Origin of the sequence: Lentzea sp. (genome assembly GCF_035525475.1) — a bacterium.
In the GTDB taxonomy this organism is placed as follows: Bacteria; Actinomycetota; Actinomycetes; order Mycobacteriales; family Pseudonocardiaceae; genus Lentzea.
The window spans coordinates 12,786-28,788 of the sequence record NZ_DATLEC010000142.1; the positions used below are offsets into that span (position 1 = coordinate 12,786).

Genomic DNA, 16,003 nt, shown 5'->3' on the forward strand with positions numbered 1-16,003 from the left:
CGGGCTGTCGGAGCAGCCTACTGGTTGCCCCGTCCACTCTTGCGCGGCGGCGGGTTCCACCACCGCTGAACCGCACGGGCGAAAATTGTCGGACCCCCTGAGTAGCGTCCGTCGCATGCCTCTGACCATTGCCATGATCACGATCGACACCGGCGACGCCCGCAAGCTCGCGGAGTTCTGGACCGCCGCGCTGAACACCACGATCCAGAACGACTGGGGCGAGTTCATCGTCCTCGCACCGAACGCCGAGGGCGGCCTGGCCGTCGGCATCCAGCAGGTGCCGGACGTGACGCCGGGCAAGAACCGCATCCACTTCGACTCGCACGTGCCGGACCGCAAGGCGGAGGTAGCGCGGCTGGTGGGGCTCGGCGCCACCGAGGTCGCGGTGCACAGCGTGCCCGGTCTCGTCTGGTCCGTGCTGGCCGACCCGGACGGCAACGAGTTCTGCGTCGGCCAGGCGGGCGAAGAGCTCTAGCTCGCCGGCCCGACGGGCAGACCGTCGTCGGTCCAGGTCGCACCACCCCGAACCCGCGCGCTTCACTCACGCCAAGCGTGCGGGTCGGGCTGGCCGACCTGGAGGGCAACGAGTCCGCGCCGACCAGGCGGTCGAAAGAGCTCGAACTCGCAGGCCCGTCAGCGAGACAGCCGAACAGCTAGCTCGCCGGCCCGACCGGCAACCCGTAGTCCACCCACGTCCGCACCACGCCGAACCCCGCGCGCTCGTACACGCCGAGCGCTCGGGTCGGGTTGGCCGAGTCCACGGACAGCCCGGCGCGGTGGTAGCCCTGCGCCCTCGCCTGAGCCAGCGTCCAGCTCAGCAGGGCCGAGGCCACCCCGCGCCCGCGGTGTCCCGCGAGCGTGCCGACATCCCCGATCCACAACTCGCGCACGCCGGTCATCTCCTCGACGACCGGGTAGTGCCGCGAGAGCACGAACGCGACCACGGCGCCGTCCTTCAGCGCCAGGAAGGAGGTCTCCTGCACGAACCGCAGGCTGTCGGTGAACGACTTCGCCCACTCAGCCGGGCTGCGCTCGACCGAGCCCCAGTGCTCGTTGAACGCCTCGTTGCTCACCAGCCGGACTTCCTCGTCGTGAGCAGGCGAGAACGGCACGATCTCGTAGCCCGCCGGGACCGGGACCTGGGCGAGTGACTCGCCCAGTGCCACCTCCAGCTCGTAGAAGTGGCGGTCCGCGCTGAAGCCGAGCTTCTCGACCAGCGCCACGTGACCGGCCGAGCGGCTTTCGACCATGGTGCACACGACTAGCGGCATGGCCGGGTGGTGTGCGTTGTGCAGCTCGTGCGCCATCGCGGTGAGGCGGCGCATCAGCTGGGTTCCGATGCCCTTGCGCCGGAACTCGGGGTGCACGGCGCCGTCCAGCCGGACGCGGTTCGTGCCAAAGGGGTTGTCACGCGGTTCGAACAGTCCGTACGCCGCCAGCACGCCGTCCACCGACACGGCGACCGACCTGTCCGCGAGGCCCGGCTTGGCGAACGACTCGGCGAAGTCCTCTTCGGACAGCAGCTCGCCGGTGTCGTCGGCCGACTCGGCCGCGTTGTAGAGCGCGGACACCACCGAGGTGTCCGCTGTCGTGAGCGAGCGCCACACGAGTTCCACGTCGACGAAAGCTACGGGGAGGTGATGGGCCCGACAACTGAATAACGCGTTGCCCGCGCTGCGCCGCCGACGTCATCCTGCGTGCGATGACAACTCCGGAGACCGCGCCGCTGCACGAGGACCTGACGTTCCACGGGCCTGTCCGAGGAACGGGCTGACCGCCTGATCCGCTCGCTGCACCCGCTGGACGACGCCCGCGTGTTCGACGCGGGCTGCGGGTAGGCGGAGTTCCTGCTGCGGGTGCTGGAAGCCAACCCGACCGCCACCGGCACCGGCTTGGATTTCGACGCCGCTGCCATCGCGCACGCCACGGCACGAGGGCTGGCCGCACGCGTCACCCTTCGGGTGGCCGACGTGGCCCAGTTCCAGCCGGACAGGCCGTTCGACGCGGTCGTCGTCAACGGCGCCGGCCAGGTGTGGGGCGGAGACCCGTTGCAGCACACGGCGAACACCCTGACGGCTGTGTGAGGTTTGCTGCGGCCAGGCGGAAAGCTGTTGCTGGGCGAGGGTTTCTGGGAACGCGAGCCGACTGACGAGCAGCTGGCGGCGATGCCGATCCCTCGCGACCAGTACGGCTCCCTGGCCGATCTGGTGGACCTCGCCCACACCCACGGCTACCGCCTGCTGGGCTTGGAACAGGCCTGCCTCGACGAGTGGGACGTCTTCGAGAACGGCCACGGCCTGGCCGGGGAACGCTGGCTGCGCGCCAACCCGGACTCCCCGCACGCCGACGAGGTCAGGGCGCGGGCAGATACCCACCGCGACTACCGCGTCAAGGGGTGGCGCGGCACGCTCGGCCTGGCCTACCTGACGTTGCAGGCGCCGTGAGCGGAGCAACGACCAAGCCCTGAACACGGCGAAGGCCGCCTTCCCCACGAGTGGGAGAAGGCGGCCTTCAACGGTGTGTCAGTGCTGCACTGCCCGGCGCGGACGACCGGGCCGCTCGGTGCGACCGAACGTGCGACCGCCCTCGGAACGCTCCGCACGGCGCGGGCCGCCGCGGAACTCGCCACCCTCGGTGCGACGGCCGGAGCCACCGCGGCCGACGACGGCCGGGGCGCCGAAGCGACGGCCGGGGCCACCGCTGCGGCGGGCGGGCTTCTCGCGCTCCACGATCGGGTCGCCGCTCGGGATGCGGGCGCCGGTGATGCGGATCAGGTCCTCGTCACCGGGGCGCACCTTCGTGCTCTCCGGGTGGATCCCCGCGCGGGCGGCCATGCCCTGGACGGCGCGGCGCTGGTCGTGCGTGACCAGCGTGACGACCGTGCCGGACTGACCTGCGCGAGCCGTGCGGCCCGCGCGGTGCAGGTAGTCCTTCGGGTCGGCCGGCGGGTCGACGTGGACGACCAGCGAGACGTCGTCGACGTGGATGCCGCGCGCGGCGACGTCGGTGGCGATCAGGACCGGCATGGTGCCGTCGCGGAAGTCGCCGAGCACGCGGGTGCGCGCGCTCTGCGCCTTGCCGCCGTGCAGCGCTCCGGCGTTGACGCCCATCGAACGCAGCTTCTTGGCCAGGCGGTCCACGTGGTGCTTGGTGCGCACGAACATGATCGTGCGGCCCTCGCGCGCGGCCACCTCGTTCACCACGTTCTGCTTGTCCTCGGCGGACACGAACAGCAGGTGGTGCTCCATCGTCGTGACGCTCGCCGTGGCCGGGGCCACCGAGTGCGTCACCGGGCTGTGCAGGTACTGGCGGACCAGCTTGTCCACGTCGCCGTCGAGCGTCGCGGAGAACAGCAGGCGCTGGCCGTCCTGCGGGGTCAGGTCGAGGATCGCGCGGACCTGGGGCATGAAGCCCATGTCCGCCATCTGGTCGGCCTCGTCCAGCGCGGTGATCTCGACCGAGCCGAGGTCGCACGTGCCCTGGCGGACGTGGTCCGACAGCCGGCCCGGCGTGGCGATCAGCAGGTCGACGCCGCGGCGCAGGTGCTCGACCTGACGCGGGAACGACGTTCCGCCGACGATCACGCGGCACCACAGGCCCAGCGAGCGGGCGTGCGGCGTGAGCGCCGTCTCGACCTGCATCGCGAGCTCGCGGGTCGGGACGAGGATCAGGCCGCGCGGCTTGTTCGGCTGCGAGCGGCCGGCCGCGAGGCGGGTCAGCATGGCGAGACCGAACGCGAGCGTCTTGCCCGAGCCCGTCTGGCCGCGGCCGAGGATGTCACGGCCGGACATGGCGTCGGGAAGGGTGGCCGCCTGGATCGGGAACGGCTCCGTGATTTCGTTGGCGACGAGCGAGCGGATCAGCGCGTCGGCCAGGCCGAGTTCGGCGAACGAGGGCAGCGGGCCTTCCGGCAGCGTGCTCTCGAAGACCTCGGCGACGATCGGTTCCTCGACCCGCTGCTGCGGACGCGAGGAGTTGCCCTGGCGACCCGAGCGGCGCCGCGGTGACCTGCGGCTGGTCGAACGCTCGGAACGGCCTTCGGACATTGATGGCAAAACAAACCTCCGGGACATGGCACGTCTCGAGGCTGCCCCGCGAGGTACCGCGGTGCCGATCACAAGGACGAGCCCGGCGTGGTGGTCACGCCGCTGATGAGTGGGTGGAAACACCGGTCAACGGCCGGCAGGCCTTCATCGGTGTAGAGCACAGTCTAGCTGATCTATGCGAGCGCTTCGCGCGCCCGGCCGTGTTGTTGGACACTGCCGGGCGCGCGAAGGGCTCACGACATGCCCGCCACGTCCAGCAGCGTCGCCACCAGCGAGGAGGGGTCCGCGATCTCCGGCGGGAGGCCGCGCGAGGCGAACCAGCCGCTGATGTTGCGGACGTCGCGGTCGAGGAACTCCACGCCGTTGGGGTTCGCGACGAGGTCGACGACCTGCGGGAGGTCGATCACGACGAGCCTGCCGTCGTGGACCATCAGGTTGTACGCGGACAGGTCGCCGTGCGTGATGCCCGCCTCGGCGAGCGTCGTCAGCGTCGAGACGAGCTGACGCCACAGGTCGAGCAGCTCGTCCTCGCCGGGACGGATCTGGGCGAGCCGCGGCGCGGCGTTGCCCTCGTCGTCCCCGATGAACTCCAGCAGCAGCTCGGTGCCGCTGCGCTGCACGGGATACGGCACGGGTGCGCCGATCTGCCACAGCCTGGCCAGCGCGGCGAACTCCGCGACGGCCCACTGCTCCGCGATCAGGTTGCGCCCGAACGCGGTGCGGTTCTGGATGGCCCGCGTCTCGCGGGACTTCTTCATCCGGCGACCCTCCAGATATCCCGCGTCGCGGTGGAACATCCGGTGGTCGTTGCTGCGGTAGCGCTTGGCTGCGAGCAGGCAGGCCTTCTCACCCAGCGCGCGTTCCAGCAGGAAGACGTCGGCCTCCTTGCCGGTCTTCAGGATGCCCAGCTCGCGGTCGACCGCGGCGAGCTCGGTGACGAGCCAGTCCGGGTGGGGCTTCGGCCCCTGGTCGGCGTCGCCCCACGTGGACCAGCGGTCGCCCCACGTGGACCAGCGGTCGCCGTCCTCGGGGGTGTCCGCGGTGCTGAGCTGGTCCTCGCGCAGCCGGGCGATCCGGAGCTTTTCCTCTTCGGTCATGCGGCCGCGGCGCGTGGGTTCGGCGTCGTCGGAACGCCTGGCGCGCTTTCCCTTGCGTCGCATGGTGTCGGCGTCGGAGAAAGCGGATTCGTAACGGTCGGAAAGATCGTGCTCGCGCACGGTGGGGTCTCCCAAGCGGTGGAGGTGACCGCCCCACTGGCGCTCTGCGATCAAACGGTGCTGATCAGGCGCGAGGGGCGGCTGGACGGGTCGCGAGTGCGGTGCCACGTCCAAAGACAGGCTCTGACATCACGCACCTCCTCGATCCAGCTCCGTTGTCACGCTTCGAGTCAGAAGACTGCCCTGCGACCCCCACCGGCCGCAACCGAATTAGGGCCTGTGTCGAAGTCCATGTTCGCGATAGCCGGGCCTGAGGCGGCCCCTGGGGGCACGGCCGGAGGGCCCGCATACAACAGCGGTATGCGGGCCCTCCGGCCGCACCGCCAGGAACCACCTCAGGCTCGACTCTCATCGAACGAGACCTCGGCACAGGCCCTAATCCGTGATCAGGTCCGCCGTCCTCTCACCGGTCGGGATGATCGTCAGCCCGGCCTTCTTCGCGAGCTTGACCAGGCCTTTCAGGTCGCTCGGCTCGACACTCGTGGTCGTGGTGGCGCGGGCGAGCAGGCCCTTGTGCGCCTTGTTGAAGTGGCTGACGACCTTGCCCTCGCCGGTGACGACCCTGACCACGACGGCGTGCGGGATCCTCGCGAGGCTCGAGTACGCGCCGGACCGCAGGTCGACGACGAACTCGTCGACCTCCCGCAGAACGGGTTCCAGCGACGGCTTCCACACCGTGCGCAGGCTGCCGTGCGACGGGAGCGTGCTGCCGCCGGACAACCGGTACGCGGGCACCGGATCGCCGCCGCGCACCGCCCCGAACAGCGCCGACGCGACGGCGAGCCGCTGGTAGGCGCGCTGTTTCTCGATCTTCTTCAACGACGGGAAGTCGAGGTTGTCGTAGAGCACGCCGGTGTAGCGCAGGAGCGCGGGCGTCGTCTGCGACGTGCGCAGCGCCGCGTTGCGGTGCACCTCGTCGACCTGGCGTTCGGAGATGTCGAGCGCCTTGAGGCTCGCCGGGACGTCGGCGGCCAGGTCGGCGAGCGCGGACACCAGCTTGTCGCGCACGGGGTTGAGCTCGGGGAACGACAGCGCGTCGAGGTCGAGCGGCGGGCCGTCGCCGCCGATCGCCTTGGTCTCCGACGGGGGAAGCAGCACCAGCACGGTTCGCAAGGGTAGGGCAAGGCCCCGGTGCGCGAAGGCCGCTCCCCTGGTGCGAGGAGCGGCCTCCGGCGTGTCGTCAGCAGGTCACTTCGCGGAGGCGATGCCGGCGACCGGACCGACCACGATGATGGCCGGTGGACGGATCGCGTGCTCGGCCATGTCGGCAGCCAGCGAGTCCAAAGTGGACCGCAGCACGCGCTGGGACGCCGTGCTGCCTTCCTGCACGACGGCGACGGGCGTCGACCCCGGACGACCTTCCATCAACGCCGTGGCGAACGCACCGGCGCGTTCAACGGCCATCATCAGCACGACGGTGCCGCTGAGGCGTGCGATCGCGGACCAGTCCACGAGCGAACGCGGGTCGTCCGGCGCCACGTGACCGGAGACGACGACTACCTCGTGCGCCACCCCTCGGTGCGTGACCGGCACACCGGCCAACGCCGGCACACCGAACGCCGACGTCACGCCTGGCACCACCGTCACGGGGATACCGGCCTCCACGCACGCCAGCAGCTCTTCGAAGCCGCGCCCGAAGACGTACGGGTCGCCGCCCTTCAGCCGGACGACGAACTTGCCCTCCTTGGCGCGGTCGACCAGCGTCTGGTTGATGAACTCCTGCGTCGCCGCGCGCCCGTAGGGGATCTTCGCCGCGTCCACGACCTCGACGTGCGCGGGCAGTTCCTCCAGCAGCTCACGGGGTGCCAGGCGGTCCGCCACGACCACGTCCGCGTGGGCCAGCAAGCGCTTGCCCTGCACGGTGATCAGCTCGGGGTCACCGGGTCCGCCGCCGACCAGGGCCACACCCACGGGCGGTGCGGCCTGGTCCGCGATGCGGCCGTCGCGCAACGCCGCCACGAGCCCGTCGCGCACCGAAGCCGAACGGCGGTGTTCACCGCCCGCCAGCACACCGAGCAGCATGCCGTCGTGCGTGCCGGTGGCCGGTGTGACCGCCGTGCCCTCGACGGCGATGTCCGCGCGCACGCAGAACACACGCTGCGAAAGCGCCTCTTCGCCGATCTGCGCGTTCACCTCGATGTCGGAAGTGCACGCCACCACGTACCACGCGCCCTCGACGTCACCGGCCTCGAAACGACGCTGGTGCCACGTCAGCTCCCCCGCGTCGACCATGCCCTGCACGGCGGGGGTGACGGACGGCGACACGAGCTCGACGACGGCGCCGGCCGCGATCAGGCGGGGCAGACGGCGTTGCGCGACCGTGCCACCGCCGACCACGAGGACGCGCCGGCCCCGGAGGTCGAGGCCGGCCAGGTAGTGCTGTTCAAAGGGCATGCGTAGAAGCATCCACACGGGACACGTCGTGTCCAGCCGAAGGGAACATGGTCACAGCGGCAACAGCTCGAACGAGGTCGCCAGAACGCCCCCGAACCGCTGTCCCGTCGCCTCGGCCATCCGCCGGAGGAACGGCTCCGGGTCGGCCATGTCGCCACTCAACGCGTCCAGGTAGGCCTTGTGGGCGCGCAGCGATGCCACCGAAGCGTCGAACGAGTCGGTGATGTCCACGGCGTGCCCCGACAACGGCGAGGACGCGGCCGCCACGTACTTGACGCCGTCCCACTTCTCCAGTCCCAGATCCTGGAAGAGCCACCGGTTGCCCGCGTCGCGCACGGCGTCGACGGTGGCACGCCCGACGGCGATGTGGTCCGCCATGTTCAGGCCACCACCACCGGGCCACGTCTCGCGGTAGTTGCCGGTGATCACGAACTCCGGCTTGTGACGGCGGATCGCGGCCGCGATGTCACGCCGCAACGGGATGCCGTACTCGATGAGGCCGTCCGGGTGGTCCAGGAACTCGACGTCAGTGACGCCGACGGCCGCGCACGACGCGATCTGCTCCTTCACGCGCAACGGCCCGCACTCCGCGGGGTCCATCGAGTCGATGCCGGCCTCGCCACGGCACGCGAGCAGGTACGCGATCTTCTTGCCCTGAGCGGTCCAACGCGCGATGGCGCCCGCACCGCCGTACTCCATGTCGTCGGGGTGAGCGACGACGACCAGCGCGCTCGACCAGTCCTCCGGCACAGCTTCTAGATCAGACATGCGTGCAGGGTGCGCGCCGGGGCACGCACCCTGCAACAGTCACACGACCGCTCAGAGCTGAGCGGTGATCACGGAGTAGTACGTGGCGATGCGGCCGTACACGCCGGGGTAGCCGGCGCCGGCGCACCCGCGGCCCCAGGACGTGTCACCGATGAGCTTGCCGCCGAACACCAGCGGGCCACCGGAGTCGCCCTGGCAGGTGTCGACGCCGCCCTGCGGGAAGCCGGCGCAGATCATCGAGGTGTTGCTGTACTGCGAGTAGGCGGTCTTGCAGGTCGAGTCCGACGTCAGGGGCACGTTGGCCTGCAGCAGGTACCGCGAGGCGGACCCGCCGGAGGACGTGGTGCCCCAGCCGAGGATGAGCGCCGAGTTGCCCGCCGCGTAGAGCGCGGTGTCCGACGGGGTGGCGAGCGGCAGCGTCGCCGAGCTGATGTTGCGGTCCAGCGTCAGCACGGCCACGTCGTAACCGGCGGTCGCGGTGGTGTAGCTCGGGTGCACCCAGATCTTGGTCACGCTCGCGACCGTGCCCGCGGTGCTCTGCTTGTCGTCACGCCCGTGCACCACGCGGGTGCTGGACGCCGAACGGCCGGAGACGCAGTGCGCGGCGGTGAGGACCTTGTTGGCCTTCACCAGCGTTCCGCCGCAGAACTGAGAGCCGGAGGTGGAGGCCAGGTAGACCACCCAGGGGTACGTCGAGGTGCTCGCCCGCGTGCCACCGACGATCATCGGCGAGACGTCGGCGCTGGCGGCCGGGGCGATGAAGAAGATGCTCGCGAGAGCGGACACCACGACGGACACGATCAGGCGATGCAGGGTTTTCGCCATGTTGCCAGTCCTTCCCGATGACGCTGTATGTGCAGGGAGTGGAGCACTAGCACACACAGCGTCACCGGGAGGGAATCGGCGACATAACCGCCATTAGTCGGAGATGTCCGGCTTGACGTTTGACTCAGGCGATTCCCCGTGCCGTGAAAGCTGCCTGGACCGTGGCGGCGTCAGCGTCGCCGTAGAGCTTCTTGGCCGCGGCGACGACGGCCTTCGAGGCAGCGGCCATCGTGGTCGACGGCGAGTAGGAGAACTGCGACTCCAGCACGATCCTCGCCGACTTGTCCCGGCCGAACTTCTTGTAGACGTCGAACAGCGCACGGGACCAGATCTGGCCGTCGTAATGCACCTCGCCGTTGCGGTCGGCGTACTTCAGCTCGGTGTCCGTGCGGCGCAGGCAGTGCGGCGTCTCGGTCGTGTAGGCCGTGGCGTCCCAGTCCATGATGCACGCCAGCGGAGTTACCGCCGTGTCCTGGGCGTCGCGGGAGGACATGATCAGCGCCCACCAGTCGCCGAAGCCCTCACCGATCGAGCCCGCCTCCGTGCTGGAGCCGAACCCCGGCACCTGTGCGTCCTGGATCGCGTGGCCGAGCTCGTGCCAGACGACCTCGACGTCCTCGGCGTCGTCCACGCCGCCGGTGCCGAAGGTGATCTGGTCCTTCGACGGGTCGTAGAACGAGTTGTCGTCGGCCAGGCCGAGCGTGGTGATCTTCTGGGGCTCGTTGTTGACGTTGGTGAAACCGATGCCCTGGATGTACTTCTGCGCCTCCGTGACACCCCAGTAGGCGTTGACCTGCTCGAAGTAGTCGTTGGCCCGCGTGTACTCGAACTTGTTGCTCTTGTTGTACGCGAGCTTGCTCTTGGCGCCGGTCACCGTCGCGTACTTGCCCTTGAGGTAACCGGATCCGTCCAGATCGGACAGCGTGACGGTCCGGTACGCGGCGGCGGGCACGGCCGAGTCGGCGTCGTCGCCGTCCTTGAGGTTCTGGTTCTGCTGCGAGGACACGGGGTTCGGGCTGAACACCTTGCCGGTGCCGTTCGCGTGCTTGACCAGGCTCTCGGACCGGACGACGGCTCCGGACTCCGCGTGCACCAGCGTGCGCTCGGATCCCTTGCCGTTGTCGGAGATCACCTCGTAGACCAGGCCCGTGCCGGGCAGCACCTTGAGGTTCGCGCCCTCCGGCACACCGGCGGACTTCGCCTCGGCCGCTTCCGCGCTGACCGCGGGCGTCACGTCGACCGCGCCGACCGCGAGCCGGCCGTCGTCCACGGTCTTCGCACCGGTCGCCTTGTCGACGTGCTCGACGTAGTACGCGCCCAGCACGGCCTTGCCGTCGTAGGTCTGCTCGTACCAGGTGTGCGTGGCGGTCAGGGAGTCGCGGACGGCCAGCAGGCGCAGGCCTTCCTTCGGCGCCGCCGCCTGGGCGTTGGCGGCCAGCAGGGACAGTGCGACGCCGGCCGTGCAGGCCACCGCGACGAGACGACGGGATCTCATGTCGGTCTCCAGTGCTTCGGGCCCGGGCAGGGTGGGCCGTGTGCATGGCGACGCTAATCAACAAAACTTCGGTGGAGACCCTACGAAAGAAGGAAAAACGTCAGCGCTCCCAGACTCCGGGAACAACAACCACGTCGGCTTCGACCGGAATGTCCAGCGTTGGTCCGGTTCCGAAAGCGACGAATGCGACCGCGGCGCCCAGTGCGGCCAATTCGTGCGCGCCCTCGTGGCGGATCTCCGTTCCGGAACGCAGAACCGGCGCGACGGCCTCGATCGCCTCCGGGCTCCCGACCACGAACGCGGCCCGCCGGATCTCCGCCTCCGCACGCGGCGTGCGTTGTTCGGCGGGCCCCGGCCCGAGCCCGACCAGCGCGAGCCGGCCGCGCGGCAGCACCCGTGCCGCGGCCACGGTCACGTTGTCCCGCTTGAACTTCTCGGCCGCCAGCTCGACCGGCGCGCCGCGGCCGACCTGCAGCGCGCCACGCAATGCCGCCGCCTCCGCGACGCTCGCCGTGCCCATCGAGTTGCGCACCACCGAGCTAGGGTTCGGCACACCGATCTCGGCGAGCTCCTCGGTCGGGAACGTCAGCAGCTCGGCGGTGTCGCCGTGCCAGAAACCCCAGTCCTCCACCGCGTCCACGATGCCGGGCTCGTCCGCTTTGGCGTCCGCCGTCGCGAACGCCTTGATGGCACGCAGGTCGAGGCCGCCCTGGAGGTCCAGTTCCGACAGTGCCGCGCCCACGCTCGTGGCCGACGCACCGCGCGTCGAGCCCACACCGACGACGAGCGTGCGCGGCACGATCCGCAGCACGTTGTCCTTCGTCGCGGCGGCCCTGTCGTCGACGACGATCACCCACGTCGCGTCCTCGCCGGCCGCCACGACGTTCGGCGGCAACGCGGGCAGCGGGAAGTTCAACGGGTTGCGCAGCACGACCTTCTCGCCCGCGTCGATGGCCGCGACGCACGCCGCGACGTCGCCGTCCGCGGTGGCGTCGAGCTGCTCGACCAGCTCGTCCAGCACCGAGTCGATCAACGGGCCGCCGGTGACGACGGGCGCGAGGTTCAGCACGTCCGCGATGTGGCGGGTCAGGTCGTCCGCGTCGCCCGCGAGCGCGACGACGAAGTGCTTGTCCACGCACACCACGGCGGGGTCGGAGTCCTTGTCGCGCAACAGGGGCGCGATCAGGCGGACGGCGGACCCCGCGTCCAGGAAGAAGACGGCCGCGCCGAGGCGGGGCCAGAGGGTGAGGGCGGCGGGCTTGACGGGGCCGTCGGGGACGACGGCGTCGGAGCCGAGGAGGCCGGCGAGGTCGGCGGCGTCACCGCGCTGCGCCGGGCCCGCGAACACACCGATCACTTCTTGTTTCCCCACAACACCGTCACCGGGACCGCTGGGGCGAATCCCGAGTCGACCAGCCGCGACGCGGTCCAGTGCACGCCTTCCACCTGGTACCCGGCGGCCTGCAACGCGTCCCGCGCGGGCACGATCTCGTCGACGCCCTCGGTCACGACGACCAGGCGCTTGGCCGACACCGCCGCGCTCGCCTTGACCGCGCTGAGATCGCCGCGGCTGACGAACACGGCATCCGGGCGCGGTAACGAGGACGCGTCCAGCTCGGACTCCTCGACGCGGACGTCGACGCCGTGCGCGGAGGCGTTCGCGATGATCCGCACGCACTGCACGGGATCGGGTTCGACGGCGATCACCGCGGCACCCAGCCGTGCGCACTCCACGCCCACCGCGCCGGATCCGGCCAGCACGTCCCACACCAGCACACCGGGACGCGGGGCTAGCCGGGCCAGCACGAACGCGCGGACCTCGGCGCCGAGGACGTGCGTGCGGCTCCCGAACGCGTCCTCCGGCAGCGCCCAGCCGTCGCCCGACCGCAGGAACTCGGTGTCCGCCAGGCACAGCACCGCGTCGGGCGCGGTCCAGCGGCGGGTCACCGCGTCACGCGGGTCCACAGTGGTCAGCTCATCGCCGTCCGACACGATCAACGTGCGGCGCCAGCCCGCGATGCCCGCACCGACCTCGGCGGGCCCGATGCCCTCGGCCAGCTTCACGACCACGGCGGACCGGGCGCGGCACACGTTCAGCGCCGGGCGCAGGCCGTCCGCGGCGTCGACGACCTCGACGGGACGGCCGGCGGCCTTCCGCAGCTTCTCGACTGAGGCGGTCATCAGTTGCCGGCGGTGCGCTTGGTGGGCTTATGAGGGGTCTGCTTCTTCTTCTGCGCCGACGTCGAGGCGCGCACCGTCGGCGGCTTCGACATCTCGGCCGCGACCACGGTCAGCTTCGGCTTGGGCGCGGGCTCCTCGGCGGGCTTGCGAACCGACTGCTGTATTTCCTCGACCGCTGTCCACGCCGGGTTGGGCTCCGAGGTGGCGGCGGTGGCGGGAACGGGCAGGGGAGCCGGGATCGGCTCGTCGGTGCGCGTGGCGATGCGCGAGGCGGCACGGCGCGACCAGCGGGTCGGGCGGGCGGTGCGGGCCGGTTCGTCGGCGGAGGCGGTGACCGAGGCCGAGACGCGGCGCGTGGGCGCCTTCACCGCGGCGCCGACCAGGAACAGCGTCGGGCGGTACAACTTGTGCTGCTTCACGACCGACTCCAGCTCACCGACCGTGGTGTGCACGACCAGCTCGTCGGCCTGGCTCACCTTGTACGCCACGACGACCGGGGTCTCGGCCGCGTAGCCGCCCTCCAGCAGCTTCTCCACGAACTGCCCGACCCGCGCGCCCGAGACCGTGGCGGCCATCGTGGTCTGCAGCGCGGCGAACTCGCGCACGAGCTCGCTGCTCTCCGGCGAGATCAGCACGGCCGACGAGGCCTCGGTCGACGTGATCTCGCGGCCGATCCTGGCGGCGGCGGCCGCCACCACCGACACACCCGGCACGACCTCCACGTCGAGACCGAGGCGCACGCACAGGTCGTGCTGCTCCTGCACGCCACCACCGGTCGCGGCGTCACCCGCGTGCAGGCGCACGACCATCTGACGTGACGCGGCGGCACGGCGGTACAGGTCCGTGATCTCCTCGGGCGTGACGCGCGAGAAGTCGACCAGCTCGGCCTCGGCGCGGGCGTGCTCGCGGACGCACTCCACGTCCACCGCGCTGGGAGCCCAGATGACCACGTCGGCTTCCGCGATGCGGCGCGCGCCGCGGACGGTGATGAGGTCGGCGGCACCGGGACCGGCGCCGACGAAGGAGACCCGACCGGTCGTCGTCACGACAGCTCCACAGGGGGTTCAGGGGGTTCGGAGAGAGGCTTGAGCGATGACCGTACCGCCTGCCGATCTGTCCACGAACGGGTGGCAGGCCCGCACGAAACGGGCCACCGCCTCCGGGTCGCCTGCCGGGTGCGTGTGGAGGTAGGACGCGTGCACACCACCGGCCACGAACCCCTCGGCGACGGGCCGCGAGTCGACGCCGCGCCAGTGCCACGCGGGCGGGGCCGAGTGCGGCGTGGACAGCTGGGTGCGGTGGAACTCGTGGCCGGTCACGCGGCTGCCGGCCGGGTGCAGCGGCGAGTCCGCGGACGCCACGGCGTCCCGGTAGCCCAGGGTCAGCTTCGGCGTCATGAACCCCTCGGCGTCCAGCACGCCGCACATCGGGTGGCCGTCGAGCGACTTCGCGAGGTACAGCAACCCGCCGCACTCCGCGTGGACCGGGGCACCCGATCGAGCGAACCGCGCCACCGCCTCTCGCAACTTCACGTTGCCCGACAACGCTTCCGCGTGCTGCTCGGGGAAACCGCCCGGCAGCACCAGGCCCGTGGTGCCCTCCGGGAGGTCCTCGTCGCGGAGCGGGTCGACGACGGCCACGGCGGCACCCGCCGCCCTCAGCACCTCGACGTGTTCCGCGTAGCCGAACGTGAAAGCCGCTCCGCCCGCCACCGCGACCACCGGTTCGTCCTCGACGCGGTCGACCTGCGGTTCCCACGCGGCGACGGCCATCGACGGCACCGACCTGGCGAGTGCGCGCACCGCGTCGAGGTCGACGTGCTTGGCCACCGCGGCGGCGATCGCGTCGACCGCGGACACGGCCTCCGGACCGCGCTCCGCCGCCGTCACGAGCCCCAGGTGCCGTGAGGGCAGGAAGAACTGCGGATCGCGCGGCAGGACGCCGAGCACGTCGAGCCCTACCTCGTCGCACGCCGACCGGAGCACCTGCTCGTGCCGCTCCGACCCGACCTGGTTGAGGATCACGCCGCCGAGCCGGACCGTGGGGTCGTAGCTGCGGAACCCGTGCAGCAGCGCCGCGAGCGACCGGCTCTGCCCGCGTGCGTCCACGACGAACAGCACGGGTGCGTTGATCAGCTTGGCGACGTGCGCGGTCGAGCCGACGCCCGCGGTGTCGACGCGGCCGTCGAACAGGCCCATCACGCCCTCGACGATGGCGATGTCGCAGCCCTTGGCACCGTGCGCGAACAGGCCGGGGACGCGCTGCTCGCCGACGAGCACCGGGTCGAGGTTGCGCCCCGGCCTGCCGGTGGCGAGCGAGTGGTAGCCGGGGTCGATGTAGTCGGGCCCGACCTTGAACGGCGCGACCCGCGACCCGGCCCGGCGCAACGCGGCCATCAGGCCCGTCGCCACCGTGGTCTTGCCGCTGCCGGAGGCGGGCGCCGCGACGACGAGCCGGTTCACCACTCGATCCCCCGCTGGCCCTTCTGCCCGGCGTCCATCGGGTGCTTGACCTTGGTCATCTCCACGACGAGGTCGGCGGCGTCGACGAGCTTCTGCGGCGCGTACCGGCCGGTGATGACGACGTGCTGGTGACCGGGCCGGTTCGTCAGCACGTCCACCACCTCGTCCACGTCGATCCAGCCCCAGTGCAGCGGGTAGGTGAACTCGTCGAGGACGTAGAAGCCGTGGCGTTCGGCGCTCAGGCGGCGGGCGATCTCCGCCCACCCCTCGCGAGCGGCGTCGGCGTGGTCGTCCTCGGTGCCCTGCTTGCGGGTCCAGGACCAGCCCTCGCCCATCTTGTGCCACTCGACGGCGCCGCCCTCGCCGGTCTCGTCGTGCAGCCTGCCGAGCGCCTTGAACGCGGTCTCCTCGCCCACCTTCCACTTGGCGGACTTCACGAACTGGAACACGCCGATGTCCCAGCCCTGGTTCCAGCCGCGCAGCGCCATGCCGAACGCCGACGTCGACTTCCCCTTCATCTCCCCGGTGTGCAGCATCAGCAACGGCCGGTTGCGGCGCTGACGGGTGGTCAGGCCGTCCTTCGGAACCTCGGTCGGTTGTCCCTGAGGCATTGTG

At 70.9% G+C, this 16,003-nt stretch carries 16 protein-coding genes; 3 read left to right on the forward strand and 13 right to left on the reverse strand.

Annotated elements, in window-relative coordinates:
* Positions 1-115: 115 nt before the first annotated feature.
* Entirely contained in the window at positions 116-475 is a 360-nt protein-coding gene (locus VM306_RS23595; RefSeq protein ID WP_325518674.1) for a VOC family protein, read from the forward strand.
* Positions 476-653: 178 nt separating this feature from the next.
* Here the strand turns inward: VM306_RS23595 and VM306_RS23600 are convergent, their stop codons facing one another.
* Positions 654-1,616, reverse strand: a complete 963-nt coding sequence (locus tag VM306_RS23600; protein WP_325518676.1) for a GNAT family N-acetyltransferase — start codon at positions 1,614-1,616, stop codon at positions 654-656.
* A gap of 240 nt (positions 1,617-1,856) precedes the next feature.
* Here VM306_RS23600 and VM306_RS23605 point away from each other — a divergent pair, with 240 nt between their 5' ends.
* Complete coding sequence (locus VM306_RS23605) at positions 1,857-2,084, forward strand: hypothetical protein (protein WP_325518678.1); 228 nt, start codon at positions 1,857-1,859, stop codon at positions 2,082-2,084.
* Between the two features lie 3 nt (positions 2,085-2,087).
* Positions 2,088-2,444 (forward strand): hypothetical protein, encoded by a 357-nt coding sequence (locus VM306_RS23610; protein ID WP_325518680.1) that lies wholly within the window; start codon positions 2,088-2,090, stop codon positions 2,442-2,444.
* A gap of 78 nt (positions 2,445-2,522) precedes the next feature.
* Here the strand turns inward: VM306_RS23610 and VM306_RS23615 are convergent, their stop codons facing one another.
* The 12 genes from VM306_RS23615 to cobO all read right to left on the reverse strand — a co-directional run bounded on the left by VM306_RS23615 (position 2,523) and on the right by cobO (position 15,999).
* Positions 2,523-4,046, reverse strand: coding sequence for a DEAD/DEAH box helicase (locus VM306_RS23615; RefSeq protein ID WP_325518682.1), 1,524 nt, complete (start codon positions 4,044-4,046; stop codon positions 2,523-2,525).
* Positions 4,047-4,279: 233 nt separating this feature from the next.
* Positions 4,280-5,263 (reverse strand): serine protein kinase RIO, encoded by a 984-nt coding sequence (locus VM306_RS23620; protein WP_414672439.1) that lies wholly within the window; start codon positions 5,261-5,263, stop codon positions 4,280-4,282.
* 375 nt (positions 5,264-5,638) lie between these two features.
* On the reverse strand, positions 5,639-6,367 hold the full coding sequence (gene yaaA / locus VM306_RS23625) for a peroxide stress protein YaaA (protein WP_325518686.1): 729 nt from the start codon (positions 6,365-6,367) through the stop codon (positions 5,639-5,641).
* 84 nt (positions 6,368-6,451) lie between these two features.
* Complete coding sequence (gene cobA, locus VM306_RS23630) at positions 6,452-7,657, reverse strand: uroporphyrinogen-III C-methyltransferase (RefSeq protein WP_325518688.1); 1,206 nt, start codon at positions 7,655-7,657, stop codon at positions 6,452-6,454.
* 51 nt (positions 7,658-7,708) lie between these two features.
* Positions 7,709-8,425 carry a PIG-L deacetylase family protein gene (locus VM306_RS23635; RefSeq protein ID WP_325518690.1) on the reverse strand — a complete coding sequence of 239 codons (717 nt, stop codon included), beginning with the start codon at positions 8,423-8,425 and terminating at the stop codon, positions 7,709-7,711.
* A gap of 51 nt (positions 8,426-8,476) precedes the next feature.
* Positions 8,477-9,250, reverse strand: coding sequence for a serine protease (locus VM306_RS23640; RefSeq protein ID WP_325518692.1), 774 nt, complete (start codon positions 9,248-9,250; stop codon positions 8,477-8,479).
* Between the two features lie 124 nt (positions 9,251-9,374).
* A complete protein-coding gene (locus tag VM306_RS23645; RefSeq protein ID WP_325518694.1) occupies positions 9,375-10,745 on the reverse strand; it encodes a M36 family metallopeptidase in 1,371 nt (456 codons plus the stop codon).
* Positions 10,746-10,845: 100 nt separating this feature from the next.
* Positions 10,846-12,102 carry a cobalamin biosynthesis protein gene (locus VM306_RS23650; protein WP_325518696.1) on the reverse strand — a complete coding sequence of 419 codons (1,257 nt, stop codon included), beginning with the start codon at positions 12,100-12,102 and terminating at the stop codon, positions 10,846-10,848.
* Positions 12,099-12,926, reverse strand: a complete 828-nt coding sequence (locus VM306_RS23655) for a hypothetical protein (protein WP_325518697.1) — start codon at positions 12,924-12,926, stop codon at positions 12,099-12,101. The genes VM306_RS23650 and VM306_RS23655 overlap by 4 nt, the downstream gene beginning before the upstream one ends.
* Positions 12,926-13,972 carry an SAM-dependent methyltransferase gene (locus VM306_RS23660; protein ID WP_325518699.1) on the reverse strand — a complete coding sequence of 349 codons (1,047 nt, stop codon included), beginning with the start codon at positions 13,970-13,972 and terminating at the stop codon, positions 12,926-12,928. The genes VM306_RS23655 and VM306_RS23660 overlap by 1 nt, the downstream gene beginning before the upstream one ends.
* A gap of 18 nt (positions 13,973-13,990) precedes the next feature.
* Positions 13,991-15,388, reverse strand: coding sequence for a cobyrinate a,c-diamide synthase (locus tag VM306_RS23665; protein ID WP_325518701.1), 1,398 nt, complete (start codon positions 15,386-15,388; stop codon positions 13,991-13,993).
* The gene (cobO, locus tag VM306_RS23670) at positions 15,385-15,999 is read right to left on the reverse strand and encodes a cob(I)yrinic acid a,c-diamide adenosyltransferase (RefSeq protein ID WP_325518703.1); all 615 of its coding nucleotides are present in this window, start codon (positions 15,997-15,999) and stop codon (positions 15,385-15,387) included. Before cobO ends, VM306_RS23665 begins: the two co-directional genes overlap by 4 nt.
* Between the last annotated feature and the right edge of the window lie 4 nt (positions 16,000-16,003).

What these genes read in the sequence shown, in the direction of transcription:
- VM306_RS23595 (WP_325518674.1), top strand. Translation starts at nt 116, where the DNA reads ATGCCTCTGACCATTGCCATGATCACGATCGACACCGGCGACGCCCGC.
- VM306_RS23615 (WP_325518682.1), bottom strand. Translation starts at nt 4,046, where the DNA reads ATGTCCGAAGGCCGTTCCGAGCGTTCGACCAGCCGCAGGTCACCGCGG.
- cobA (WP_325518688.1), bottom strand. Translation starts at nt 7,657, where the DNA reads ATGCCCTTTGAACAGCACTACCTGGCCGGCCTCGACCTCCGGGGCCGG.
- VM306_RS23635 (WP_325518690.1), bottom strand. Translation starts at nt 8,425, where the DNA reads ATGTCTGATCTAGAAGCTGTGCCGGAGGACTGGTCGAGCGCGCTGGTC.
- VM306_RS23640 (WP_325518692.1), bottom strand. Translation starts at nt 9,250, where the DNA reads ATGGCGAAAACCCTGCATCGCCTGATCGTGTCCGTCGTGGTGTCCGCT.
- VM306_RS23645 (WP_325518694.1), bottom strand. Translation starts at nt 10,745, where the DNA reads ATGAGATCCCGTCGTCTCGTCGCGGTGGCCTGCACGGCCGGCGTCGCA.
- VM306_RS23655 (WP_325518697.1), bottom strand. Translation starts at nt 12,926, where the DNA reads ATGACCGCCTCAGTCGAGAAGCTGCGGAAGGCCGCCGGCCGTCCCGTC.
- cobO (WP_325518703.1), bottom strand. Translation starts at nt 15,999, where the DNA reads ATGCCTCAGGGACAACCGACCGAGGTTCCGAAGGACGGCCTGACCACC.